Annotated in this window: 24 protein-coding genes and 1 other annotated feature; of the genes, 17 read left to right on the forward strand and 7 right to left on the reverse strand. The window is 35.9% G+C overall.

Translation table 11 applies throughout. The features are described from left to right. Nucleotides 1–22: 22 nt before the first annotated feature. The 3 genes from scpA (at nucleotide 23) to I5818_RS09795 (ending at nucleotide 3,960) form a co-directional block, all read left to right on the forward strand. The gene (scpA, locus tag I5818_RS09785) at nucleotides 23–2,164 is read left to right on the forward strand and encodes a methylmalonyl-CoA mutase (RefSeq protein ID WP_411818869.1); all 2,142 of its coding nucleotides are present in this window, start codon (nucleotides 23–25) and stop codon (nucleotides 2,162–2,164) included. After that, on the forward strand, nucleotides 2,165–3,280 hold the full coding sequence (meaB, locus tag I5818_RS09790; RefSeq protein ID WP_078109415.1) for a methylmalonyl Co-A mutase-associated GTPase MeaB: 1,116 nt from the start codon (nucleotides 2,165–2,167) through the stop codon (nucleotides 3,278–3,280). A gap of 242 nt (nucleotides 3,281–3,522) precedes the next feature. Continuing rightward, nucleotides 3,523–3,960 (forward strand): BrxA/BrxB family bacilliredoxin, encoded by a 438-nt coding sequence (locus I5818_RS09795; RefSeq protein WP_071976149.1) that lies wholly within the window; start codon nucleotides 3,523–3,525, stop codon nucleotides 3,958–3,960. 203 nt (nucleotides 3,961–4,163) lie between these two features. On the opposite strand, the gene prli42 is transcribed toward I5818_RS09795, so the two are convergent. Further along, the gene (gene prli42 / locus I5818_RS26205; protein WP_158022208.1) at nucleotides 4,164–4,256 is read right to left on the reverse strand and encodes a stressosome-associated protein Prli42; all 93 of its coding nucleotides are present in this window, start codon (nucleotides 4,254–4,256) and stop codon (nucleotides 4,164–4,166) included. A 212-nt stretch (nucleotides 4,257–4,468) separates the two neighbouring features. On the opposite strand from prli42, the gene mce reads away from it, so the two are divergent. The 6 genes from mce to I5818_RS09830 all read left to right on the forward strand — a co-directional run bounded on the left by mce (nucleotide 4,469) and on the right by I5818_RS09830 (nucleotide 10,221). Then, nucleotides 4,469–4,876, forward strand: coding sequence for a methylmalonyl-CoA epimerase (mce, locus tag I5818_RS09805; protein WP_071976148.1), 408 nt, complete (start codon nucleotides 4,469–4,471; stop codon nucleotides 4,874–4,876). A 29-nt stretch (nucleotides 4,877–4,905) separates the two neighbouring features. Next, nucleotides 4,906–6,456 carry an acyl-CoA carboxylase subunit beta gene (locus I5818_RS09810; RefSeq protein WP_173720035.1) on the forward strand — a complete coding sequence of 517 codons (1,551 nt, stop codon included), beginning with the start codon at nucleotides 4,906–4,908 and terminating at the stop codon, nucleotides 6,454–6,456. 190 nt (nucleotides 6,457–6,646) lie between these two features. Beyond that, entirely contained in the window at nucleotides 6,647–7,174 is a 528-nt protein-coding gene (locus I5818_RS09815; protein ID WP_071976146.1) for a hypothetical protein, read from the forward strand. Nucleotides 7,175–7,314: 140 nt separating this feature from the next. After that, entirely contained in the window at nucleotides 7,315–8,436 is a 1,122-nt protein-coding gene (locus I5818_RS09820; protein ID WP_071976145.1) for a tripeptidase T, read from the forward strand. Nucleotides 8,437–8,496: 60 nt separating this feature from the next. Continuing rightward, on the forward strand, nucleotides 8,497–8,973 hold the full coding sequence (locus I5818_RS09825; protein ID WP_058002258.1) for a chemotaxis protein CheW: 477 nt from the start codon (nucleotides 8,497–8,499) through the stop codon (nucleotides 8,971–8,973). Between the two features lie 45 nt (nucleotides 8,974–9,018). Then, nucleotides 9,019–10,221 (forward strand): DNA polymerase IV, encoded by a 1,203-nt coding sequence (locus I5818_RS09830; protein ID WP_071976144.1) that lies wholly within the window; start codon nucleotides 9,019–9,021, stop codon nucleotides 10,219–10,221. A gap of 8 nt (nucleotides 10,222–10,229) precedes the next feature. On the opposite strand, the gene I5818_RS09835 is transcribed toward I5818_RS09830, so the two are convergent. Both I5818_RS09835 and zwf read right to left on the reverse strand, forming a co-directional pair. Continuing rightward, complete coding sequence (locus tag I5818_RS09835) at nucleotides 10,230–10,682, reverse strand: YueI family protein (protein ID WP_071976143.1); 453 nt, start codon at nucleotides 10,680–10,682, stop codon at nucleotides 10,230–10,232. 304 nt (nucleotides 10,683–10,986) lie between these two features. Continuing rightward, nucleotides 10,987–12,492 carry a glucose-6-phosphate dehydrogenase gene (gene zwf / locus I5818_RS09840; RefSeq protein WP_078109414.1) on the reverse strand — a complete coding sequence of 502 codons (1,506 nt, stop codon included), beginning with the start codon at nucleotides 12,490–12,492 and terminating at the stop codon, nucleotides 10,987–10,989. A gap of 233 nt (nucleotides 12,493–12,725) precedes the next feature. Between zwf and rnz the strand changes: the two genes are divergently transcribed. Then, nucleotides 12,726–13,640 carry a ribonuclease Z gene (gene rnz, locus I5818_RS09845; protein ID WP_078109413.1) on the forward strand — a complete coding sequence of 305 codons (915 nt, stop codon included), beginning with the start codon at nucleotides 12,726–12,728 and terminating at the stop codon, nucleotides 13,638–13,640. Nucleotides 13,641–14,254: 614 nt separating this feature from the next. On the opposite strand, the gene namA is transcribed toward rnz, so the two are convergent. Together namA and proC are read right to left on the reverse strand one after the other, a co-directional pair. Beyond that, a complete protein-coding gene (gene namA / locus I5818_RS09850) occupies nucleotides 14,255–15,274 on the reverse strand; it encodes an NADPH dehydrogenase NamA (protein WP_078109410.1) in 1,020 nt (339 codons plus the stop codon). A gap of 288 nt (nucleotides 15,275–15,562) precedes the next feature. Continuing rightward, a complete protein-coding gene (proC, locus tag I5818_RS09855) occupies nucleotides 15,563–16,375 on the reverse strand; it encodes a pyrroline-5-carboxylate reductase (RefSeq protein WP_078109409.1) in 813 nt (270 codons plus the stop codon). A gap of 173 nt (nucleotides 16,376–16,548) precedes the next feature. Next, nucleotides 16,549–16,764 (reverse strand) — a binding site (T-box leader). Between the two features lie 174 nt (nucleotides 16,765–16,938). Here proC and I5818_RS09860 point away from each other — a divergent pair. The 4 genes from I5818_RS09860 (at nucleotide 16,939) to nhaC (ending at nucleotide 21,399) form a co-directional block, all read left to right on the forward strand. Beyond that, the gene (locus I5818_RS09860; RefSeq protein ID WP_078109408.1) at nucleotides 16,939–17,904 is read left to right on the forward strand and encodes an MBL fold metallo-hydrolase; all 966 of its coding nucleotides are present in this window, start codon (nucleotides 16,939–16,941) and stop codon (nucleotides 17,902–17,904) included. A gap of 11 nt (nucleotides 17,905–17,915) precedes the next feature. Continuing rightward, nucleotides 17,916–18,713, forward strand: a complete 798-nt coding sequence (locus I5818_RS09865) for an SDR family NAD(P)-dependent oxidoreductase (protein WP_078109407.1) — start codon at nucleotides 17,916–17,918, stop codon at nucleotides 18,711–18,713. A 40-nt stretch (nucleotides 18,714–18,753) separates the two neighbouring features. After that, nucleotides 18,754–19,851 (forward strand): amidohydrolase, encoded by a 1,098-nt coding sequence (locus I5818_RS09870; RefSeq protein WP_078109406.1) that lies wholly within the window; start codon nucleotides 18,754–18,756, stop codon nucleotides 19,849–19,851. Nucleotides 19,852–19,971: 120 nt separating this feature from the next. Beyond that, the gene (nhaC, locus tag I5818_RS09875) at nucleotides 19,972–21,399 is read left to right on the forward strand and encodes a Na+/H+ antiporter NhaC (RefSeq protein WP_078109405.1); all 1,428 of its coding nucleotides are present in this window, start codon (nucleotides 19,972–19,974) and stop codon (nucleotides 21,397–21,399) included. Nucleotides 21,400–21,530: 131 nt separating this feature from the next. On the opposite strand, the gene I5818_RS09880 is transcribed toward nhaC, so the two are convergent. After that, nucleotides 21,531–22,802 carry a transcriptional regulator gene (locus I5818_RS09880; RefSeq protein ID WP_078109404.1) on the reverse strand — a complete coding sequence of 424 codons (1,272 nt, stop codon included), beginning with the start codon at nucleotides 22,800–22,802 and terminating at the stop codon, nucleotides 21,531–21,533. Nucleotides 22,803–22,926: 124 nt separating this feature from the next. On the opposite strand from I5818_RS09880, the gene I5818_RS09885 reads away from it, so the two are divergent. The 3 genes from I5818_RS09885 (at nucleotide 22,927) to I5818_RS09895 (ending at nucleotide 25,707) form a co-directional block, all read left to right on the forward strand. Beyond that, complete coding sequence (locus tag I5818_RS09885) at nucleotides 22,927–24,036, forward strand: mandelate racemase/muconate lactonizing enzyme family protein (RefSeq protein ID WP_078109403.1); 1,110 nt, start codon at nucleotides 22,927–22,929, stop codon at nucleotides 24,034–24,036. A 12-nt stretch (nucleotides 24,037–24,048) separates the two neighbouring features. Then, nucleotides 24,049–24,753, forward strand: coding sequence for an N-acetyltransferase (locus I5818_RS09890; RefSeq protein ID WP_078109402.1), 705 nt, complete (start codon nucleotides 24,049–24,051; stop codon nucleotides 24,751–24,753). Nucleotides 24,754–24,855: 102 nt separating this feature from the next. Beyond that, nucleotides 24,856–25,707 carry an MBL fold metallo-hydrolase gene (locus tag I5818_RS09895; protein WP_078109401.1) on the forward strand — a complete coding sequence of 284 codons (852 nt, stop codon included), beginning with the start codon at nucleotides 24,856–24,858 and terminating at the stop codon, nucleotides 25,705–25,707. Between the two features lie 252 nt (nucleotides 25,708–25,959). Here I5818_RS09895 and I5818_RS09900 read toward each other — a convergent pair whose 3' ends face one another. Further along, nucleotides 25,960–26,343 carry a hypothetical protein gene (locus I5818_RS09900; RefSeq protein WP_139358069.1) on the reverse strand — a complete coding sequence of 128 codons (384 nt, stop codon included), beginning with the start codon at nucleotides 26,341–26,343 and terminating at the stop codon, nucleotides 25,960–25,962. Nucleotides 26,344–26,519 lie beyond the last annotated feature (176 nt).

The raw sequence follows: 26,519 nt of genomic DNA on the forward strand, positions 1-26,519 counted from the left end.
GAATAAACCAAATTTTCAAATCATTGAACCAGAATTAATGTCTACTCTAGAACGGTATGACACCCTTTCGATAACGGAGGACCAATTATTTGAAACGAATGAAAAAATCTCTATTCGACCACTTTATACCAAAAAGGATATTCAAGGATTAAACCACTTAGATGATAAACCAGGTTTGGTTCCGTATACGAGAGGTCCGTATCCTACGATGTATGTAAATCGTCCTTGGACAGTTCGCCAATATGCAGGATTCTCCACTGCTGAAGAAAGTAATGCATTTTACAGAAGAAATTTAGCGATGGGACAAAAAGGATTATCTGTTGCCTTTGATTTAGCCACTCATCGAGGATATGATTCTGATCATCCGCGCGTTGTTGGTGATGTAGGAAAAGCAGGGGTTGCTATCGATTCAATCTTGGATATGAAGATTCTCTTTGATGGGATTCCTCTTGATCAAATGTCTGTCTCTATGACAATGAATGGTGCAGTTTTACCAATTTTAGCATTCTATATAGTAACTGCAGAAGAGCAAGGAGTACCACCAGAGAAACTGGCTGGTACGATTCAAAATGATATTTTAAAAGAATATATGGTTCGTAACACGTATATCTATCCTCCTGAAATGTCTATGAAAATTATTGCGAATATATTTGAATATACATCAAAAAAAATGCCGAAATTTAATAGCATTTCAATATCAGGTTACCATATGCAAGAGGCGGGTGCACCGGCAGATCTTGAATTAGCTTACACATTAGCAGATGGATTAGAGTATGTTCGAACAGGTTTAAAAGCAGGGATTGATATCGACTCATTTGCTCCGAGATTATCGTTCTTCTGGGCTATCGGTATGAATTATTTTATGGAAGTGGCAAAGATGCGTGCTGCGAGAAGAATTTGGGCACAATTAATCCAACCTTTTGAACCTAAAAACAAAAAGTCATTGGCACTACGAACACATTCGCAAACATCTGGGTGGAGTTTAACCGAGCAAGATCCTTTTAATAATGTAACGAGGACTTTGATTGAGGCACATGCAGCAGCAATGGGACATACACAATCACTTCATACCAATGCACTTGATGAGGCCATTGCACTACCAACTGACTTTTCTGCAAGAATTGCTCGTAATACGCAACTATATTTACAGGAGGAAACAGGGATTACAAATGTTATTGATCCTTGGGGAGGCTCCTATTATGTTGAATCTCTAACAAATGAATTAATGAATAAAGCATGGGAGCATATTGAAGAGATTGAAAGTCTAGGTGGAATGACAAAGGCGATTGAAACAGGCTTACCAAAAATGAGAATAGAAGAAGCCTCCGCAAGAAGGCAAGCATACATCGATTCAGGGAAGGAAACGATTATTGGTGTGAATCGGTTTCGTTTAGAGGAAGAGGAGCCTCTTGATATTTTAAATATTGATAACACGGTGGTTAGGCAAAAACAAATTGAACGGTTGAAGCATTTAAAGTCATCGCGAAATGAAAATGATATTAAGATTAGTCTGCAAAAACTTACGAAGGCAGCAAAAAGTGGAGAAGGAAACTTACTTGAGCTTGCGGTCGATGCTGCCCGTGCCCGTGCTACATTAGGTGAAATTTCAGATGCGATTGAATCAGTTTCTGGAAGACATAAGGCGGTGATTCGTTCTGTGAGTGGAGTATATAGCTCGCATTTTTCAAATGAAGAGGAGATTTCCGAGGTGCAGGAAATGGCAGAGGGATTCATGGAGAATGAAGGACGAAGACCGAGAATATTAATTGCAAAAATGGGGCAGGATGGCCATGATCGCGGGGCTAAAATCATTGCAACTGCATTTGCGGATTTAGGGTTTGATGTGGATATTGGTCCATTATTCCAAACTCCGGAAGAAACAGCCAAACAAGCCGCTGAAAATGATGTCCATGTCATCGGTGTGAGTTCATTAGCGGCAGGACATAAAACCTTATTGCCACAATTAGTTGCAGAACTTAAAAAAATAGGTCGTGAAGATATAGTTGTCGTTATCGGTGGGGTGATTCCTGCTCAAGACTATCCATTTTTAAAGGAAAATGGGGCAGCAGCGATTTTTGGACCTGGTACAGTCATTCCTGTTGCAGCAGGAAAGGTGATTGAAGAAATTTATCATCGTTTAGGCTATGAGGAAGTGACGGATTAAATGACTAATTTGAATCGACCTGAATGGTCAAATGATGAACATGATACCTCATCCTATGTACCAGGGATTTCTTCAACACATGATGGATTTACGAAATCATCTAGAAAACTATTTCGAAAACGACTGAAAGAAGATCCCTCTGTGATTGATTTCGTAGAAAGTATTTTACAAGGAGATAGAATGATTCTTTCAAAGGCGATCACGCTTATTGAAAGTAATGCACCCCATCACTTTGAAAAGGCTCAAGAAATACTTGGCGAATTACTGCCTTTTACAGGAAATTCAATTCGAATTGGCATTACTGGTGTACCTGGTGCAGGGAAAAGTACATTTATTGAAGAATTCGGTATGTTATTATGTGAACGAGGACATAAGGTGGCGGTACTTGCCATTGATCCAAGTTCAAGTATTAGTGGTGGCAGTATTCTAGGTGATAAAACAAGGATGGAAAGATTAGTAAAAAATGAAAATGCATATATTCGTCCATCCCCTTCATCTGGGACATTAGGAGGAGTACATCGTAAAACTAGAGAATCAATTCTAGCATGTGAAGCTGCTGGATTTGATGTGATTATTGTAGAAACGGTTGGTGTTGGACAAAGTGAAGTGATTGTTAGAGGCATGGTTGATTTTTTCATGCTTTTGACTATTACCGGTGCAGGTGACCAGTTGCAAGGGATGAAAAAAGGAATTATGGAATTGGCTGATGCTATTGTTGTGAACAAAGCTGATGGTGATAATAAATCCTTAGCAGAAAAAACACGGAAAGAATACAATCAAATTCTTCATTTTCTTATGCCAGCTACTAAAGGATGGGAAACGAAAGCTTATACTTGCTCCGCCCTTTATGGAAATGGCATTGTAAATGTTTGGAATATAATTACTAGCTTTATGGAAAATACAAGTGAATCTGGAGCTTTTGCGGAAAGAAGGAAGCTACAAGCACAGGAGTGGATGTTTTCACAAATCACAGAAAGGCTAGAGCAGTCCTTTTACCAACATTCTGAGGTGAAGAAACTACTTCCAATTTATAAAAAATCAGTGATTGAAGGAAATATAACCGTTACAAATGCGGTGAATGATCTTTTCCACTCCTACTTTAAAAAGGAGAAATAAAAATTATTAAACATAAAAAAAGGACAGCGAGCGATCGCTATCCAATAACATCTAGGGAGTTTAGGGGTATGGATCTAGATGTATTCATATCATACCCGCTTTAAAATTTCTTAAACCTTTTCCTTTATAAAAAATATCAAATGTGTGCTGATCTATTTTTGAAATTGATTATTTGTATAATTGAGGAAAAACCTGCTATGATGAATAGGTAGATTAATTGAGGTATGAAAGGAAGCGAGAAAATGAGTATGGATTTCAATCTATTCATGAATGATGTCGTCCGTGGTGCAAGAGAAGAGGCAACGGCATCTGGTTATAAAGAATTATTAACTGCAGAAGAAGTGGATGAGGCATTAAACCAAAAAGGGACTACTTTAGTCCTTGTCAATTCTGTTTGTGGTTGTGCAGGTGGAATAGCACGCCCAGCGGCTGCTCATGCGATTCATCATGATAAAAGACCAGATCATCTTGTCACAGTGTTTGCTGGACAAGATAAAGAAGCTACAGCAAAAGCTCGTAGTTACTTTGAAGGGTATCCGCCTTCATCCCCATCATTTGCTCTGTTAAAAGATGGGAAGCTATTAACAATGGTTGAGCGTCATGAAATCGAAGGACATGATCCGATGTCTGTCGTAAATAAACTACAAGAATACTTTGATCAATATTGTGAGGAAATTTAATAGGTAATAAAAAAATCCGGTTATCGACCGGATTTTTTTATTATAAGACTTTTTTGTCTAGTTTGTTGCCTGTGTAAAAGCCCTATTGTCGCCTTTTTCACTTTCAACTTTTGAAGAACAATGTATTGCAAGGAATGATCGTTATTTAACATATTTTTATTAGTAAAATCATTACTTTAATAGAAACATGAGAAAAGAGACAATTATAATAACCATGAGAGTCCCATTAATAAAGTAGAAGCCAGCATAACGATTAACATTAAATAGACTATAAATTTTTGAGCTTTTTTAGACATGTAAACATTCACTCCTTATTTCAAGGATTCCTTATTCATATTTTATTCACAAAAAGAAACGAAGACAAGCCATAAATAGAATTAAATAAGACGTTTTTATGAAAGATTGTATGAGTTGAAAGAGAAAGTAACGACTAAAATATCAAATAATTGCAGGAAATTTGACACTTCATGTATAAGTATATATTGATACAACAAGGGGAGGGGTCATAATGAAAAAAGTGGATCATATTGGTATTGCCGTACACTCAATTGAGGACGTTTTGCCTTTTTATACGGAAACGCTTCCATTTACATGCTTACATATTGAAGAGGTAGATTCAGAAAAGATTCGAGTGGCGTTTATTGATGCTGGGAATGTAAAGATAGAATTATTGGAGCCATTAAATGAATCTAGTACAATTACTAAATTTTTAGAAAAACGTGGTCAAGGAATTCACCACATCGCATTTGGGGTAGAGGATATTGAGTCACGGATGAAAGAGCTTAAAGAAAAAGGAATAAAGATGATTCAAGAACAACCTAAGCTCGGAGCAGGTGGTGCTCAAGTCGCTTTCCTTCATCCAAAATCGGGACATGGAGTCCTCTATGAATTATGCGAAAAGAAAAAGGAAAGATGAAATATATATACTTCAGGGAGAGAATGAAATTGACAGATATATATGAAAAAATCAATGAATTATATGATAAAAAAAGAGAAATCGAGCTCGGTGGAGGAGATGAAAAAATCGAGAAACAACATCAAAAAGGCAAATTAACAGCTAGGGAAAGAATTGATTTGTTAGTCGATCCAGGCACATTTGTCGAATTAAATCCTTTTATCGAGCATCGAAGCCATGATTTTGGTTTATCTGAGGTTAAAGGTCCTGGTGACGGGGTTGTTACAGGATATGCTAAAGTAAATGGCCGTCCAATTTATTTGTTTTCACAAGATTTTACGGTCTTTGGCGGTGCACTTGGAGAAATGCACGCGGAGAAAATTGCCAATGTGATGGATTTGGCAGCAAAAAATGGTGCTCCTTTTATCGGTCTTAATGATTCTGGTGGAGCACGTATACAAGAGGGCGTCGTTTCATTAGATGGGTATGGACATATTTTTTATCGAAATTCGATTTATTCTGGAGTCATTCCACAAATTTCAGTTATTATGGGTCCATGTGCAGGGGGGGCTGTATATTCACCTGCTATTACTGATTTCGTCTTTATGGTAGATGAGACAAGCCAAATGTTCATTACCGGTCCAAAAGTAATAGAAACGGTAACAGGTGAAAGAATTTCCTCAGAAGATTTAGGCGGATCTAAAGTGCACAACTCGATTAGTGGCAATGCTCATTTTCGCGCTCAAAATGAAGAAGAAGTGTTAAGTATGGTACGTACTTTATTGACTTATTTACCACAAAATAATCAAGAAAAAGCACCAATACAACCGACTGATGAGTCAAATGATTACCGACCTGACTTAACGGATGTGATTCCTTTCGATGCAATTAGACCGTATGATATTAGAAAGGTGATTGAACAAGTAGTTGATGATCAATCATTTTTTGAGGTTCAAAAGGAATTTGCTAAAAATATTGTTATTGGACTAGCACGTATAAAAGGAGAAGTAGTGGGGCTAGTTTGCAATCAGCCCAAGGTCATGGCAGGTGGTTTAGATATTGATTCATCAGATAAAGCCTCACGTTTTATTCGTTTCTGTGATTCTTTTAATATCCCAATCATTACATTTGAAGATGTAACCGGCTTTTTCCCTGGAATAAAGCAAGAACATGGCGGTATTATTCGACATGGTGCGAAAATATTGTATGCATATTCTGAAGCAACCGTTCCAAAAATTACCGTTATTTTAAGAAAAGCATTTGGCGGTGCTTATGTAGCTCTGAATAGTAAATCAATCGGTGCAGATCTCGTCTATGCATGGCCAAATGCAGAAATTGCCGTTATGGGTCCAGAGGGAGCTGCCAATATTATATTTGCGAAAGAAATTAATAGCAGTGATCATCCTGATGAAACAAGAAAACAAAAAATTGAAGAATATCGAGAGAAATTTGCTAATCCTTATGTAGCGGCATCCCGCGGTATGGTTGATGATGTAATTGATCCGCGAGAAACTAGAATTAAATTGATACAAGCATTGGAAATGATGAGAAACAAAAAGGAAGAAAGACCGTATAAAAAACATGGGAATATACCGTTGTAACCGAGGAACGCTTTTTATGTTTCAAGTTCAAGAATATTTCTTTCAAACTTGTCATAGTATGGATATAAAATGAGTATGTTTTTCCAACGAATATAATTTACAGATTACTTGCTTTTGCTTTATTACTTAAAAAAGGAGGCTAATCTAGAATATATTGTAGAAGTACTTATTATATGTAGGGGTGATAATATTGAAACGACTGGGTTTTCTTATATTTTTAACTCTGCTTTTAGTTTCTTTTTCAAGTACAACAGTTCTAGGTGAAAGCTCCATGATTGAAGATATTAATAAAGCGTTAAAAGACGAAGTTACATATTATGATAATCATTCTGTAAATGTGATAGACTCAATTGAAACCAATGTTCCCGTAATGGAAAATAAGAAAGAAACGGATAAAAATGTGAAAGTGCTCTTTGTCGCATTTAAGGAAGTACGTGGGGACATTTATTTCTGGAATAATTCGCAAATTTACTATTATGATATAGATAATAACCAGATTGTTAATTCTGCTGATGTTTTAGGAAATGAAGCAACAAGTGAATTTTTAAAAAAGCATGAAAATGTCGGTGAGAAAAAATTGCGCACAGGATCATTTCTTTTACTCATGTCATCCATATTTTTATTAATTCTTGCACCTGTTATTATTGCGTTTTTCCATAATGGAAGCAGATCTAATGAGCGCATTGTCATTTATAATAGTAAGAGAGTTCCGTACTAACCTATAATTAAGGAAAGCTGTGATTTGTATTGCAGACTTTCCTTTTTTTATATCCAAGAGAGAATGTTTATTTGTCCATCCACTTATTTAGAGATATACTAATATAGAGAAGAATACATACATTTTTGGAGGTCTTTCATATGGCTAATCAAGAGCGTTTACTTAATGAATTTTTAGAATTAGTGCAAATTGATTCTGAAACAAAAAATGAAGGAAATATCTCAAAGGTCTTAAAGAAAAAATTTGAAGATTTAGGTGTTGAGGTATTTGAAGATGATACGATGTCTCAAACTGGACATGGGGCGGGGAATTTGATCTGTACTTTAAAAGGTACAAAGGAGAATGTTGATCCCATTTATTTCACTTCACATATGGATACAGTCGTTCCTGGTAATGGTGTAAAGCCTTCGATTAAAGATGGTTATGTTGTAACAGATGGTACCACTATTCTTGGGGCAGATGACAAAGCAGGTCTTGCAGCTATGTTTGAAGCGTTGCGTGTATTAAAAGAAGAAAATATTGAACATGGTACCATTCAATTTATTATTACTGTTGGAGAAGAATCTGGTTTAGTTGGAGCTAAAGCATTGGATCGAAATTTAGTGAAAGCAAAATACGGATTTGCCTTAGATAGTGATGGAAAAGTTGGAAATATCGTCGTTGCTGCACCTACACAAGCAAAAGTAAATGCTACTATACTTGGGAAAACAGCACATGCTGGTGTTGCCCCTGAAAAAGGTGTATCAGCAATTACAATTGCATCTAAAGCAATTTCAAGAATGCCTCTTGGTCGAATTGATGAAGAGACAACAGCTAACATTGGACGTTTTGAGGGTGGACAAGCAACAAATATTGTTTGTGACCATGTGACTATTTTAGCAGAGGCACGTTCACTAGTACCTGAAAAAATGGAAGCACAGGTAGCGAAAATGAAGGAAGCATTCGAACAAGCAGCAGTTGAAATGGGTGGTAAAGCTGAAGTGGATGTTCAAGTCATGTATCCAGGCTTTAAATTTGCTGATGGCGATTTAGTCGTTGAAATTGCGAAAAAGGCAGCAGCTAAAATTGGACGTGAAAGTAAGTTGGAGCAAAGTGGTGGAGGTAGTGACGCAAATGTCATTGCAGGATTTGGGATTCCAACAGTAAATTTAGCTGTAGGTTATGAAGAAATTCATACAACCAATGAACGCATGCCAGTTGAGGAACTTGTTAAGCTTTCTGAAATGGTTGTTGCCATTGTTGAAGAAGTGGCAGGCGCATAAAGATAAAAATGAATCAGGCCGCTACAGGCGGTCTGATTTAGAAATTATATTTGGGGGATTATGATTGTGGATCTAAATGAACAAGCAATTGTATTTCAAGTTGGAAATGAAGAATATGGAATCTCCGTTGATCATGTTATTTCCATTGAAAAATTTGAAAATGCAACAAGAATTCCTAATTTACCTGACTTTGTAAAAGGAATTGTGAAATCAAGAGGGGAACTTATTCCTGTTATCGATTTTGAACAAGTTCTCTACCAAACTACTTTACTGAATAATGATCAATCCAAGCTTATTGTTTTAAATACGGAGGAACTACACATAGGGTTACTCGTAAAAGAGGCAAAGGAAATCTTAAACATTCCACAAGAATCTTTAAAACAAATTGGTCTAATGGCCTATCAAAGAACTAAATATTTCCGGAGTGTTGCTAATCTTGAATCACGATTAATTACGATGATTGATCCTAATTTATTAGTGCAATCATTAGAAGGAATAAAAGATATTATTGAATATATGAAACAGCAAGAGATATAATGCATGTGAAAACATGCATTTTTACATGGAACAGGAAGTGAGCAGATGAAGCAATACTATCCAAAAAATGGACGGGTCATATTACATGTTGATATGAATAGCTTTTTTGCATCTGTTGAAATGGCCTATGATGCCTCTCTAAAAGGGAAGCCAATTGCGGTTGCAGGTAATCCTGAGGAGCGGAAGGGCATTATAGTTACTTGTAGCTATGAAGCAAGAAAATTTGGTGTCAAAACAACGATGGCAGTTTGGGAAGCAAAGAAATTATGTCCTAAATTGATTATACTAAGACCGAATTTTGAGCGGTATCGTGAAGCATCAGGTGCGATGTTTGATATTTTAAGACAATATTCTGAGTTAGTTGAACCCGTTTCGATTGATGAGGGATATATTGATATTACAGAGAGCTATGAGCTTGGCACTCCGCTGGAAATTGCTACTAAAATTCAGAAACAATTATTAAATGAGTTGGATTTACCTTGCAGCATTGGAATAGCTCCAAATAAATTTCTTGCTAAAATGGCATCGGATATGAAGAAACCAATGGGCATTACCATTATGAGAAAAAGAGATATACCTGAAAAGATTTGGACTTTGCCACTAATTGAAATGCATGGAATTGGAAAAAAAACTGCAGAGAAATTAATGAATATAGGATTGCAAACGATTAAGGATTTAGCCTATTCAGATGAAAAGCAGCTTGAGAAAATACTTGGTATTCGAGGCATGAAATTAAAAGAACGTGCAAATGGAGTAGATTTGCGTACAGTTGATCCTAATGCAGCAAATGACTTTAAAAGTGTAGGCAGCTCGACCACATTACCGAAGGATTGTTCCAATCAACAAGAGCTTCTAAAAGTGCTTGAAAGGTTAGCATTAGAAACTGCACAACGTTTAAAGAAGAAAAACTACCTAACGAAAAATGTATCCATTACAATAAGATACAAAAACCGCAGCACTATAACAAGAAGTCGAAAGCTCAATAATCCTATCATTCAGTACAGTGATATTTATAATGCTGCGAAGGTACTTTTTATGAAGCATTGGAATGGAAATCCTGTTCGTTTACTAGGGGTTACAGGGCAAGATCTTGTCGATCAGCAACATGCTGTTGAACAACTTAATTTGTTTTCCTATGAAAAGGCTGCAGTTAAAGAACCTTTATATAAAGCAATTGATCAATTACGCGAAAAATATGGTGAAAATGCAGTGTTAAAAGGTTTAAAAAACAATGACAGAAAGAAATAGCAAGCCTTTTATTTTTTTCTTCTATTAAGAGTACTCTTTATAGAGGACCAAAAGCTTGCTTTTTTCTGTTTTTTTGATTTAGGAGTCAGTTCATTAGTGATATAAATATTTTCAATATTAATAGCATAATCAAGTGCAAGAACTAATCCAATCGATGTATTAGAATCATTATTCGTAATGATGGAATAAGGATTCCCACGTTTTTTTGCAATTTGTATATATTTAGAGAGAGAAGGATAATTTATGTCTCCATTTAATAAAAGCTTCGAATTTGGATACTTTAACATCATTTCCTCAATCTCGAAATAAATCTTGTTTTCCATTACTTGGCTTTTTTTTAGGGCAATAATGATTCGCTCACGAAATGTACCAAGAAATTTCCTCTTTTCATCAGGTTTTATTTGTTTATCCCCGTACATCCCTTTTTGTAAATAATCATCAATATTTGGCTGTCTAGACAAGGCACAATCCTCCTATATAATAGAATCCTAATTATAACATAGGCAATTGAAGATAAATTGTTACAAATGATTGTAGTTATTGGTGTTTTCTTTAAAGCCCAACTGCCAGCTTTTACACCCAATAAAGGGTTCAGGATTCTTATGGAGTTTGCAACTTTTTTCTTAGGGAAATGAAAGGTGTAGTGGACTTCAGCCGTGAGGAAAGAGGCTAAAAAAAGAATCCATCTTGATTTTTGTTCAAAATGGATTCTTTTTCTTTTGCTTACTTTTTAAAAGCATTGTTCGGATTTGTTTAGGAGAATTATTATTTACAATCTTCTACATCGAGATCAGTTACATTCCACCAGAAAAATCCATCTTTTTCGACAAGTTTATCTGCATCGTCTGGTCCCATAGAACCGGAAGAATAGTTGGGGAAAGTGCTAGATGTTGTATTTTCCCAAACCTCTGAAATCTTATCTACAAATCTCCATGATAAGGCTACTTCATCCCAATGAGTAAAGTTTGTTGCATCTCCCTGTAAGCAATCATAGAGGAGTTTTTCATAAGCCTCAGGAGTATTAATTCCATTTGATCCTTCATTTGAAAAATTCAATTTGACAGGATTGGTTTGCATATTCTGACCTGATTTTTTTGCGTTTAGGTGTAGAGTAATTCCTTCATCAGGTTGAATATGAATAACAAGCAAGTTTGGATTTAACTGATCATGATTATTTTTGTAAAGATTCATTGGTATGTCTTTAAATTGGACAACAATTTTGGTTGATTTTGCTGTCATTCGTTTTCCTGTACGGATATAGAACGGGACACCTGCCCATCTGAAGTTATCAATCATCAACTTACCAGCTACAAATGTTTCTGTATTTGATTGAGGATCTACGTTTAATTCGTTTCGATATCCTTCAACCTTTTCACCATCAATGGAACCAGGTCCATATTGTCCTCGTACAAAATAGTTATTTACTTCCTCTCCTTCAATTGGACGCAATGCACGGAAGACTTTAACTTTTTCACTACGTATTTCATCCGTAGATAAGCGAATAGGGGGCTCCATTGCTAATAACGCTACCATCTGTAGCATATGGTTTTGTACCATATCCCTTAAGGCACCACTTTTTTCATAATATCTTGCTCGTTCTTCAACACCGAGTTTTTCGCTAGAAGTGATCTGGATATTTGAAATATAACGATGATTCCATAATGGTTCAAAGAAAGCATTAGCAAATCGAATGACTTCAATATTCTGTACCATTGCTTTGCCAAGGTAATGATCGATACGATAAATTTCTTCTTCAGCAAATGATTGTCTAATCTGCGCATTTAGTTTTTCTGCAGATTCTAAATCATGTCCAAACGGTTTTTCAATTATTAAGCGTTTGAACCCTTCTGTTTCCGTTAGACCGTCTGATTTTAAATGATCTGCAATCGTTCCAAAGAACTCAGGGGCCATTGCTAAATAGAAAATTCTATTTCCTTGTAGTTCATATTTGGAATCAAGTTCTCCAGCTAAATTACGTAATTTTATGTAAGACTCAGAATCAGTTACATCATGTGGTTGATAATAGAAATGAGAAGCAAAATCATCAATTTGTTCATTGGAACCTAGTGCTGTTAATACGGAATCCTTAACATTTGCACGAAATTCCTCATGTGTCCACGGGCTTCTAGCCGTTCCGATAATCGCGAATTTATCAGCCAGTTTGCCTTTTCTATATAAATGAAAGAGGGAAGGATATAGTTTTCTCTTTGCTAAATCACCTGTTGCACCGAAAATCATAATTAATGATGTATGTGTTTCGTTTGTTGTCATCGTGGTTTATTCTCTCCTTTTTTGCATTCTAGTTTATAGGATACCAATAACTTGTTGTTAATAGTTAAGAATCATAAAATTTTTATTGTGTTACTTTTTTCTCGTGCATCCAAGTATTAAATTTACTCCATTCTTATATGAATTAGCAACTGATATGCAATTAACGCACTAAAGACTATTTTATGAAAGATATGATAATATAAATAAATAGTTGTTTTTTGGGAGGGACTCTCTTGGATATTTTATTTTTAGGAACTGGTGCAGGAATACCAGCCAAGTTACGAAATGTTACATCTATTGCATTAAAATTGCTAGAAGAAAGAAAATCAATATGGTTATTTGATTGTGGAGAGGCGACGCAACATCAAATTTTACATACATCATTAAAACCGAGAAAATTGGAAAAGATTTTTATTACCCATTTACATGGTGATCATATTTTTGGCCTTCCAGGTTTATTAGGAAGTCGATCTTTCCAAGGAGGGGACACAACCTTAACCATTTATGGTCCAAAAGGAATCAAAGATTTTATTGAAGTGTCCTTAAGGGTGAGTGAAACCCATTTACAATACCCATTAATAATTGAGGAAATTAGTGATGGCATTATATTTGAAGATGATCAGTTTGTCGTTGAGGCGGCTACATTGGACCATGCTGTTCATAGCTATGGCTATCGAATCACTGAAAAGGATCGGATAGGAACCTTAGATGCCGTTAAGCTAAAGGAAGACGGGATTCCTCCAGGACCTATCTATGCCAAATTAAAAAATGGGGAAAGCGTTTATCTAGAGGATGGACGATTGATCCATGGAAAAGACTATGTTGGCCCGAATCAAAAAGGTAAGATAGTCACAATTCTAGGAGACACAAGACCATGTGAAAATGCGATTCGTCTTGCGCAACAGGCTGACCTCTTGATTCATGAGGCGACATTTGCAGGGGATAGTGAAGAAATGGCTCGTAATTATTTCCACTCAACAACTATTCAGGCTGCTAAAGTCGCGTATGAGGCCAATGTGAAAAATTTATGCTTAACACATATTAGCTCAAGATATGGAAAAGGAGATTGGCAACAATTAATTGAGGAAGCAAAAACGATTTTCCCTCAAACATTGATAGCACATGATTTTATGGAAGTATCTATCTAAATGAGCAAAATATCATATCGTCTATAAGGCTAGAATAGACAATATGTGCGACAACCAAAGGTTTTGAAACAGATAATGGAGCGAAATGCAGAAAAATGTGTGTCAACTCGAGGTTTTGAAACAGATAACAGAGCGAAATGCAGAAAAATGTGTATCAACCAGAGGTTTTGAAACAGATAATGGAGTAAAATGCAGAAAAATGTGCGTCAACCAAAGGTATTGAAACAGATAACAGAGCGAAATGCAGAAAAATGTACGTCAATCGAGGTTTTGAAACAGATAATGGAGCCGAATGCAGAAAAATGTGCGTCAACCAAAGGTATTGAAACAGATAACAGAGCGAAATGCAGAAAAATGTGCGTCAACTCGAGGTTTTGAAACAGATAATGGAGCCGAATGCAGAAAAATGTGCGTCAACTCGAGGTTTTGAAACAGATAATGGAGCCAAATGCAGAAAAATGTGTATCAGCGAAATTCACAGAAACAGCTATCAAAAAAAGTACCTCAGTCAAAAGTTCTGAGGTACTTTGGCATTTAAAAAAATACTTTTCTTATAATTTGTTGCTTTTCAATATTACTTTACAAAAAATATGCTAAACAACAACAAACTTTTCTTATTTCCATCCACGTTCATACTGTACGGGGCTGTCTATCGCAATACCAAGCTCTTTTGCGGCTTTTCTTGGCCAATAAGGATCTCTTAATAATTCACGTCCTAATAAGATTAAATCAGCACGGTCATTTTGGAGAATTTCCTCTGCTTGTTGCGGAGATGTAATTAGCCCTACTGCACCAGTATCGATGTTTACGCCTTGTTTAATTTCCTGTGCAAATGGTACTTGATAGCTTGGATAAACAGAGATTCTTGCTGGAACAACGGCACCTGAGCTTACATCAATAAGATCGACTCCTTGTTCCTTCATCCATATACCGAATTGAACATAATCCTCTGGAGTTAATCCTTCAGCATGATAGTCATTAGCAGATACTCGAACCATAAGCGGTCCTTCCCATACTGATTTCACAGCTTCAATGATGTCTCGTAAAAAACGATAGCGATTTTCAGCTGAACCTCCATATTCATCTGTTCGCTTGTTCGAAAGTGGAGATAAAAATTCATTGATTAAATAACCATGTGCCCCATGTAATTCAATTACTTCGAAACCAGCTTTTTTTGCACGTAAAACGCCTTGTTTAAATGCCTCAATCGTTTCCTCTATATCTGATTTAGACATTTCCTTCGGTGTTTTACTTTTATTATCAAAAGCAATAGCGGAAGGGGCAATAATTTCTCCTTCTAGTTCGGCTTTTCTACCTGCATGCGCAATTTGAATTCCAGCGACAGAACCATGTGACTTAATAAGTTTGACTAATTCTGATAATCCTTCAATATGGTCATCATTCCAAATTCCTAAATCTTGAGGGCTAATTCTGCCTTGTGGTGTGACAGCGGTAGCTTCAAGAATAATCATTCCTACCTGCCCTACGGCCCGACTTGTATAGTGAGTTCGATGCCAATCGGTTACTTTCCCATCTTCAGCTTCACATGAGTACATGCACATTGGTGACATGACGATTCTATTTTTGATGGTAATATTCTTAAGTGTATATGGTTCAAATAATTTTACAGTCATTTCTTTCCCTCCTCAAAGATTAATAAAAATTATAGCAATAGCTAGTGGTTGAGGAAAGAAACTTGCTTGGGAAGGCAGCATATGGGAGGGACCTTTGTCTGTTTTTATATAGTTTGTTGCTTTTGTAAATGCCTAAGAGCCGGCTTTTATACCTAATAAAGATTTAGCGATTCTTATGGAAATTGCCGCTCTTTTCTCAGTAAAAGGATAGATGTAGCAGTTTTCAACCGATAGTATTCGTTAAAAGAGAAAAGAGCCTAATTAAATGCAATAGAATGAAGTATATCATTACTTTATTTTTACTGTTCTGGAAAGTCTTCTAGATTGTAAAGTAGCTTCTTTAATACAATGTATAAATGCTTCCTTTACTTGATTATTCTCGAGAACCCGTATTCCTGCCTCCGTTGTTCCACCAGGGCTTGTCACTGCCTTTCTTAGATCTGCAGGAGATTTATCTGAAACACTGAGCATTTCTGTTGCTCCGAGAAGTGTTTGAATAATCAATTGCTTTGCAACTGTTTCTTCAAGACCAATTTCTTCTGCGGATTGCTGCATAGCCTCGACAATATAGTAAATATAAGCAGGTCCACTCCCAGATAAGCCGGTAATTGCATCAAGCTTTTCTTCCTCAACAATAGTAGTATTTCCTATTGCGGATAAAAGCTTTGTTGTATCATTTAATTGTTTTTTTGTAACGTCTGGACTTAGAGCAATAGCTGTTGCTGATTTTCCAATAGCGGCAGAAGTATTTGGCATTGCACGTATAATTGGGCAATTTAAAAGTGACTGGATATATGAAATTGAAATTCCAGCTAAAACAGATAAAATTAATGTAATAGGCTGAATATAGGGGCGAATCAATTGAAGTGCTTCATCGGCATCTTTTGGTTTCACTGCTAATACAATAATGTCTACATCATTAAGGAGTTCATCCAGTTTATAGGTTATTTGCACCCCGTATTTATCATGCAATGTGGATAATTTAATATCATCGGAACGATTGGTTACAAAAATATCTTTTTGGTCAATCAATTTCTTCTTTATGATTCCACTAATCATCGCTTCAGCCATGGATCCTGCACCAATAAATGAAATCTTCATCGTATTTCCTCCTTCTCATATGATTGATAAAGTTTCTTCCTCTTTAGTAAAATTCCCATTTTTAATGTTTTAAGTTAATGAAATAAAGTTGTTTTTGTAGGTTGTTTAGCGGCAGAATCTCCAGCCTATACTTTTGCAGTAAAGAAAAAGATAAATAAAAAACCCTTCATCCAAAAAAGGACGAAGGGTTGATTCGCGGTACCACCTTTATTAAATGCAGAGTTGTACTTCTACATTTATCTTGAACCGGTAACGTCGGGAAACGTATTGGTTTACCAATAAGCTCACAAGGTAGGTTCAATGAAAAAGTGGATGGTGAAGCCTTTCAGCCAGTGGACCTCACTCTCTTTCATCATTTTTCATCTAGTAGTCTTGTTCATTGCCGATGAATAATTAAATTATATCGATTATGCCGAAGATCGTGCTTGTTTGTCAAGCGATTTATTTAAATTTTCTGTTTTATTTATATCGATATAATGACATCCTTTATAAAACTAGGTACAATATATATAAATAACTTTTTAGAAATTATAGAAATATAGGATTAAGGGGGATGGAGAAAAATGGCTTCTTGGATTGGAAATATTGCAAAAATCATTTTACCGACACCTTTTGCTGTAGGAGATGTGAATGTTTATTTAGTGAAAGGGGAGGCTTTATCCCTTATTGATGCTGGGGTAAAAACAAAGGAAGCATGGGATTCATTTACTAAACAATTAGCCCAATTGGGTTATGCACCCAATGATATAGACCAAGTAATTTTAACCCATCATCACCCTGACCATGTCGGTTTGTTAGAATGGTTGCCAGATCATGTGAAAGTTTTGGGACACCCCTATTGTGAGCCTTTTCTAAAAATGGACACAGACTTTTTTATTGCTCATGATCAATTTTATTATGGGCTTTTCCAGGAGTTTGGTATCGAAGGTGAATTTAGCCCTCTTTTGAAAAAGTGGAAATCACCATTAAAATTCTCTTCTAAGCGACCATTAACAAATGCTATAAATGAAGGTGATAAAATAGAGGGATTGAATGATTGGGTAATCGTAGAAACTCTTGGACACGCTCAGAGCCATTTGTCCTTTTACCGCCCAAAGGATGGAATATTCATTGGTGGAGATCATGTGCTTGCGACAATTTCATCTAATCCATTATTAGAACCTCCATTACTCAAAAAGAATGAGCGTCCAAAACCACAGCTACAATATAATGCTTCCTTAAAAAAGCTATTTAATTATGAAATTAACAAGGTTTTTACTGGTCATGGTGCAGAAATTAATAATGTACACTCCCTAGTGGAAAGAAGACTACAAAGACAATATGATCGTGCGATGCAAGTAAGGGAAATGCTTCATAATCAAGCATTAACTACATTTGAAATCTGTAAGCAGCTATTTCCAGCCGTTTATCAGAAGGAACTAGGATTAACATTATCGGAAACAACCGCACAATTAGATTTTTTATTATCCATCGAGGTAGTTGAAAAACATGTGAATGACAATGGTGTGGCTTATTTTACAGCAGTATAGGAGTGGGAAGGATGGCAAATCAACGGCTACGAAATAAAACAATAGTAATTACAGGTGCTTCAGGGGGATTAGGTGAACAAATTGCCTTTTCATCTGCTAAAAACGGCGCTAATGTGATTTTGCTTGCTAGAAATATAAAAAGGCTAGAAGGAATAAAACAAGAAATTGAAGAAAATTACAAGGTCCAATGTGACGTGCATTATTTAGATGTTTCAAATCATGAACAAGTCTCAAAAGTATTTCAAAGAATCACCGAGGAAAATGGGGACATTGATGTACTAGTTAATAATGCAGGATATGGAATTTTTGAAGAAGCACATACAGTTTCCATTGAGCATATTAAAGGGATGTTTGATGTAAATGTACTTGGATTGATGGCATGTACCAAAGAGGTGATGCCTCAAATGAGGAAAAAAAGGTATGGACATATCATTAATATCGCATCTCAGGCAGGAAAAATGGCTACGCCTAAGTCAAGTATATACGCTGCAACTAAGCATGCAGTACTTGGATATTCAAATAGTATACGCATGGAATTATCCCTTTTTGATGTGTTTGTAACAACAGTGAATCCTGGTCCAATCGCAACCAATTTTTTTTCCATTGCAGATCAGTCAGGTACGTATGTTAAAAATGTAGAACGATTTATGTTAAATCCGGAAAAATTAGCGAATCAGATTGTGGATAGTATGCTAACAAATAAGAGAGAAATTAATGCTCCAAAATGGATGAATGCAGGGAGCATCATCTATACACTTTTTCCACGTTTAGTGGAAAGAGTAGGAAGAAAGGCCTTTTTTAAAAAATAGAAAATCTATATTCATATGGTTAAAGTTGGAGGTTAGAAAGATGATGGCCAATATAGAAACACAAATATTAAAATGGTTTGATCATTTTCACACACACCCGGAAGTGAGTTGGAATGAGGTTAATACAACAAATAAGATTGCCGAAATTTTAGATGAAGTGGGTGTATCGTATCGACGTTTTTCAGATGTGACAGGCTTAATTGCTGAAATAGGTGAAGGGGAAGAAGTAATTGCTGTCAGAGCCGATATGGATGCACTATGGCAAGAGGTGAATGGGGTCATGCAAGCCAACCACTCATGTGGACATGACGCAAATATTTCAATGGTTCTTGGTGCACTTCATTATTTGAAAGATCAACCCTTAAATAAAAGAGTTCGTTTTATTTTTCAGCCAGCTGAAGAAAAAGGGAATGGAGCACTAGCAATGATTGAGCGTGGGGCTATGGATCAGGTGAACTATTTATTTGGTATTCATTTACGACCGATTGAAGAGCTTCCATTTGGATTAGTAGCACCATCCATTCATCATGGGGCAGGGGTATTTTTAGAAGGGAAAATTATTGGTGAAGATGCACATGGAGCTCGGCCACATCAAGGAAAAAATGCTTTGGATGTCGTTGTTGGGTTGCATCAATTCTTGAAGTCTATATACATTTCACCTTTTGAATCGTATTCAACGAAATTAACAAAAATAATAGCAGGTGGGGAAAGCTTAAATATAATTCCTGGTGTTGCAGAGTTTGCTATTGATGTACGAGCACAAAAAAATTCTATACTAAATGAACTTCAGGAACGAATTGTGCATGGATTAAGTGGGTTAAAAGCTTTATATGGGGTTGACATTGAAACTCGTTGGGTGGATTATACGCCTGGGGCTGAAGTTTCAAAGGAAGCGGCATCGATCGCTGAAAAAGCTATTCGTCATGTAGTTGGTGATGTAGCGACCGCATCAGCGGTTGTGACATCGGGAAGCGATGATTTTCATTTTTATACGATTAAACATCCAAATGTGAAAGCGACAATGATTGGGATTGGTGCTGACTTGACACCAGGCTTGCATCATCCGAACATGACATTCAATCATAAGGCACTAGATATAGGTGCACGTGTTTTAGCTGAAACAATAATAAGAGCATAATTACCTATTAATAGCAAAACAAATTGACTCACAATGGAGGAAAATATATTATTATCCTAATAGCGTCTATTTAGCGACTATTTAAAATTATCCAAAACAAAGGGGATAGGGAGGATAATAATGATCAATGAAAAAGAAATGCCTTTTTGGAAGGCGGTTATTCCACTTATTGTGATGATCGTTGTAATGGGGATAACCATTATTAAATTAGAGCAAGGACCGCATGTTCCATTAATTGTAGGAACCACCGTTGCTGCTATTGTCGCATTAAGTTCCGGTTTTAAATGGAAGGATATCGAAGAATCGATGTATAAAGGAATTCGCCTTGCATTACCCGCTGTGGTAATTATTATGCTCGTAGGTATTACAATTGGTGCCTGGATTGGTGGGGGGATCGTAGCAACAATGATATACTATGGGCTGAAAATTATTACCCCATCACTTTTTTTAGTTTCGATTACGATTATTTGTGCAGTAGTCGCTTTAGCGATAGGAAGTTCCTGGTCAACAATGGGAACCATCGGGGTAGCTGGCATGGGAATTGGTCTTAGTATGGGGATACCTGCTCCAATGATTGCAGGTGCGATTATTTCAGGTTCATATTTTGGTGATAAAATGTCACCGCTTTCAGATACAACGAATTTAGCCTCAGGGCTTACAAATACTGATTTGTTTGTACATATTAGACATATGTTGTTTACAACCATTCCAGGGCTAGTGATTGCCTTAATTGTGTATGCAATTTTAGGAAAGAATTTCGGAAAAAGCGGTGTGGATACAGCAGATATTCAGCAAACAATCTATGTTCTTCAAGATAGTTTTGTTATTTCTCCTTACTTATTAATTATTCCAGTTCTAGTTATCGTTTTAGTAGCTAAAAAAGTCCCTGCCATACCCGCATTACTTATTGGAATTATTCTTGGCTTTTTATCTCAAGTATATATTCAAGGAGGAAATTTTTCGGGAGCAATTGAAGCTTTGCAAAGTGGATTTACAATAAAAACGGGGAATACCATGGTGGATGAATTATTTAACCGCGGCGGATTAGATTCCATGATGTATACGGTTTCAATGACAATTGTTGCAATGACTTTCGGCGGTATTTTGGAGCATACTGGTATGTTGAAAGCAATTGTGAATCAAATCCTAAAGGTTGCTAAGTCATCTAAATCATTAGTTGCTTCGACAGTTGTTTCATGTTTTGCAACAAATGCAACATGTTCTGAGCAATACATTTCAATTGTCATTCCTTCTCGAATGTATGCAAATGCATATAAGGAAAAGGGGCTCCATTCGAAGAACCTTTCACGTGCATTAGAAGATGGAGGGACACTAACCTCTGTTTTTGTCCCTTGGAATACATGTGGAGTATTTATTTTAGGAACACTTGGAGTACCTACTCTACAATATGCACCATATGCGGTTTTAAATTTTGTAATACCAATCATTTCAATTGTATATGCATTGACGGGATTCACTATCACGAAATTATCTAAGACAGAAATGCGAGAGTTGAAAGAGGAAGAACATTCTTCAATAAATGTATAAGGCTTATGCACAAAACTGTTGATATCTATTTAGAATTGTTTATTACAAATTTTTTACTCTCCTAATAATTTGTAGAATAAGAATAAGAGTTAAATCATATAGAGCTGTCTAAATAGGCAGCTCAGTTATGCTTACAAATAATAGATGGGTAGCGTAAGTTCGTATATTGCTCGTGGGCGACCTTGCTGATAGGTCATTTCTTCTCCTACTATTTTTGCTGAACCATGATCAACTAGTTTTTTTATTATTCTTTCGGTGGAGCGGCGTGTGATTTGTAAATACTCCGAAAGATCTGCTGCTGTAAATTGAAGATGTTGATGAGAGCGACTAAATTGAATGATCTTTGACAGATTTGCAGGACTGAGTTTCATGTCCTTTGCTATTTGTAGAAGTGCAGGATGATCGTTTTTTAGACGATAGACTTTATTCCCTTTTGGAAAAGGACCAAGCAACTCCTTCGACTCTGTTAAAATAAATCCAGTGCTCGAATTCGCATGATTTTCTGCAAAGCTTCTTGCAATGATGGCATTTTGCTCTGCTTCCATTATGGTTTTACCATATCCGAAGCCAATAGAGATGGGCTCCATAAAATTCGCTATAAAGTCTGAAAAAGCATTATCTGCCATAAATGATTCAATATCTCCACGTGTGCTGTAAAGTAAAAAATTTGTTTGAGTTATTTCCTGTAATGTGCTATGAATTGCGTGTGCTAAGTTATGAAGTGCATTTATCTGTGAATTTGCCGGAACAAGTAGAGAAACCGATACGACTGCGATTGCAGTAGAGCGACTATTGGTATATTCAGCAAGTGTTTTTGCTCTTTCTAATCCTTTAACTAATGAATGTGTAGGATCAATCATTTTTTCTGTTGGAACACCGAGCTTCTGCAGTTGGTCGTAAACGGCATGAATACTTGTTAAGGCAATATCAATTAAGCCTAATTCGTAGCGCGAGTGATGATATTGTATAATTTGTGTAATATCAAACTCATTTGGAAGCATATCCTCATAATCAATAACATGTTGTGGGGAACGAAAGATACCGATATCTCTTAAAACATTCGCGACAAATGATGATCTCATTAAATCAATAGATATTCGATCAACGTGGATGTTCTGGTGATATATAATAGAAAGTAAAGATGTAGCTATAACTGATTCATCTTGTTCTAAATAAATACAAGGAATGGGCAGTTGCTCATGACTTTCCTTAGAAAAATAGTAGGGTAATGCTCCTGAGAAAAAGACAATATCACATGGTTTCAATTGTTGTATAAGCTTAGTGGCTTGGGATGGTTCTGTATAAATATATGGTTCAATCTCAACATTCTCTATTTGAGGTATAATTTTTACTAGATGGTCGATAAAATCTTTTGAACCAATAACAGCGATTTTGGTTGGCATGTTAACATCTCCTACACTCCGTTATTTAGCGACTATTTAGCGACATTATATCAATTGAATAAATATATTGTAAATATTCTTTATGATAGAGTCATTTTGAATGAAAATGAGGAGGGGGTATAGAATGGAAATAACAGGAATGAAACTATTTGCAATACACTTACCACTAAAAGTGCCGTTTGTGGTGAGTTATCATACATACGATTATATGCCGTCTATTATTATAAAACTAGAAACTGACGAGGGAATCTTCGGTTATGGAGAAGCTGTCGCAGATGAGCATGTAACCGGTGAATCATGGGAAGGAACCTATCAAACGTTAAAACATACACTTGCCCCAGTAATTATCGGATGTAATCCAATGAATCTTGAAAAATTGCATGAGATTATGGATAAGACTATTTACTTTGCACCATCCGCAAAAGCAGGGATTGATATTGCGTGCCATGATATTATAGGGAAAAAATTAGAACAACCCGTGTATCAATTACTTGGTGGTCGTTATCATGATGAATTTTCGATTACTCATGTATTAAGTATTGGTGAGCCTAATGAAATGGCAAATGAAGCAGCAGCAATGGTTAAACAAGGGTATAACTCATTTAAAATGAAAGTTGGTACTGAGGTTAAGCAGGATGTCATGAGAATTCGTGCTGTTAGGGATCGAGTTGGGGAGGATATATCTATTCGCGTGGATGTAAACCAGGGCTGGAAAAATAGTGCTAATACATTAGTAGCCTTACGTTCCTTAGGCGATTTAAACCTTGATTGGATCGAACAACCCGTACTTGCTGATGATATTGATGGTATGGTAGATATAAAATTAAAAACTGATATCCCACTTATGATAGATGAAGGATTGAAAGGAACACGTGAAATGCGTGAAATCATTCAAAAACGAGCAGCAGACAAAGTGAACATTAAACTAATGAAATGTGGTGGGATCTATCCAGCGATGAAACTGGCACATCAAGCAGAAATCGCAGGAATAGAATGTCAAATTGGTTCAATGGTTGAATCGTCCATTGGTTCTGCTGCTGGATTTCATGTTGCTTTTTCTAAAAAAAATATTACTAGTGTTGAATTAACCGGTCCTTTGAAATTTTCAAAGGATGTTGGTAACCTTCAGTATGATGTTCCAATGATTCGATTGACCGAAAAATCAGGGCTAGGGATTGATGTGAGTGAAAAGATTGTGAATGAGTTAAGTGTATTTCAGGACAGAGTTCAGTAAGGAGTGGGATTTATGGAAGTGATTTTCGAAGGAAGTTTATGTAATGGACAGGAAACGTTTTATGTTATTCCGTTATCTATCATACATATAGAAAAGATATTAGACTTACAAGAAATTGTGATTGATGCTTTAGAGGATAAAGATATGTTACAGCCATTATCTAGAGAAGAATTTGCGTATATCTTGAATGGAAATGGTCTGATGATTGGTGCGTTTTTGGATGAGAAATTGATTGCCTTTCGTGCCCTCTTAGTACCAGTCATTGATGAGGAACATCTTGGATTAGATATTGGACTTGCTGAAGAGGACTTAAAAAAAGTAATCTATCAAGAAATTTCAAATGTTCATCCTACCTATCGTGGGAATCGGTTGCAGCAAACTTTAGCTACACTTATTATGAAAGAATTAGCACGGAAGAAATTAGCTTATTCATATCTTTGTTGTACTGTTGCACCATATAATATTCCTAGTTTAAAAGATAAATTTGCCCAAGGTATGCATATTGCTGCTCTAAAGGAAAAATACGGTGGTCGTTTACGCTATATTTTCACAAAAAAAATAGACGAACCCTGTGAAAAGTCTTTAGATGAAAAAGTAAAATTGAACATAAAAGATATAAAAGGCCAGCAAGAGCTTTTAGCATTCAATTGGAAAGGAACTGGAATGGAAGTTCAAAACGGTGAGTACTGGATTGAGTATAGTAGAATAGGTAAATGAACAGATGATCACTTGTTCACCTTATTTTTAAACGCTTATAATGATGAGTAAGATTGTTTAATAGATGATTTAATCCATACATTGTTAAGGAGGATATGAACTTTGCAAAAACTACAAAAAATATCTGACCACTTCCTATATCTACCTCCATATCAAGAAACAGATCGCCCGATTTTGGCTGCGGTTAAAGGATCTCAGAGAACTTTATTAATTGATGCTGGAAACTCGGAAAATCACGCGAAGCTGTTTTTGAAGCAACTTGAAGAAAGACAAATTAAAGGGGATTATTTAGCACTTACACATTGGCATTGGGATCATGTGTTTGGTATGAGTGAGATGACTGTTCCGAAAATTTGCTATGCTGAGACTAAGGAAAAGATTAAAGAAATGCAGCTCTTATCTTGGGAGGATGAGTATTTAGATGAGCGTGTAAAAGAGGGAATTGAAATTCCATTTTGTGCAGATGCCATAAAGAAAGAGCTTGGAAATAATCGAGTGATTCACCTTCCAGTTCCTGAAATTACATTTGATTGTCAACTGACGATTGACCTTGGTGGAGTGACATGTTTCATCGAACATATTGGAGGGGATCATTCATCAGATTCTAGTATCGTTTATATCCCAGAGGAAAAAGTGCTTTTTCTTGGGGATTGTATGTATGCAAATCTTTATTCTGAGAAATGGAATTATACGGTCGAGGAAACACTCCAGTTATTGGACAAACTTGAAAAATATGATGCAGAAATAATTTTTCAATCTCATACACCTGAGCCATTAACGAAAAATCAGTTTAGTTCCCAGCTCAGTCTATTAAAAAATACAGCAATCCTTACTGAAAAATATGCTGGAAATGAACCTTCAATCATTCAAGAATTGTCGCAGATAATTAAAAGGCAATTAAATGAAGATGAGTTAGAAACTATTCGCTTTTTTGTGAATGGTTATTCCTTATAGAAAAAAGAAGAGAGGCATGAAAGGCTTTTATCTCAAACATTGTTGCTATTTAAGTAAAGTTTTAACGATTAACTATCGGCTAAAAACTGCTACATCTATCATTTCACTGAGAAAAGAGCAGCAATTTCCAAAAGAATCGTTAAATCCTTTATTGGGTGTAAAGGTGTAAAAGCCACTAAGGCTTTTATAAAAGCAACAAACTTTACGAAAACAGCCCATGATAAAAAAGAAAACGGTCTAATTTATATTGTTTTACAATGTATCAAATCGCCTTCTCTTGCTTTTTTTCCTTTGAAGAAATATTTGGATAAAAGAAACGGTAAATACAATCCATAAAATGGGATTCGTGAGCGAGATTCCAGAATGAGATTCCCCTCCTAAAAATGTTAAAGCTCCTATAAAGGCGATTGAAAAAATGTGAAAAAATAATTGTGCAGGAAAGACATTTTGTTCGGATGAATTTTTTATTTGGTCCTTTATTAGCCCTATAACGAATAAAATGAGAATGGCAAAAAAGAATATCGATTTTTGAAAAGGTGTTGAAGGAAATACAGTCGGAAAATAGTCATAACAGAGCGCTAGACTAAAGACAATATAAAAAAATAAATCCAAATAGTTGGCTTTCATAAAATTCATTCAGCCCACCTCCTAAATTATATACTTCTAATTTTTACGTCCCTCCTTGCCATAAAGTTTCATACTCTCTCTAAATGTTTTGTCCTGATCGAATAAAAGCAACTCCTTTGTAAAGCGTGATAGTTGAAATCTAATGACATACTTGTTTTTTTAGAAATTCTGTTTTTAATCGACCG

Origin of the sequence: Heyndrickxia oleronia, from assembly GCF_017809215.1 — a bacterium.
Lineage (GTDB): Bacteria > Bacillota > Bacilli > Bacillales > Bacillaceae_C > Heyndrickxia > Heyndrickxia oleronia.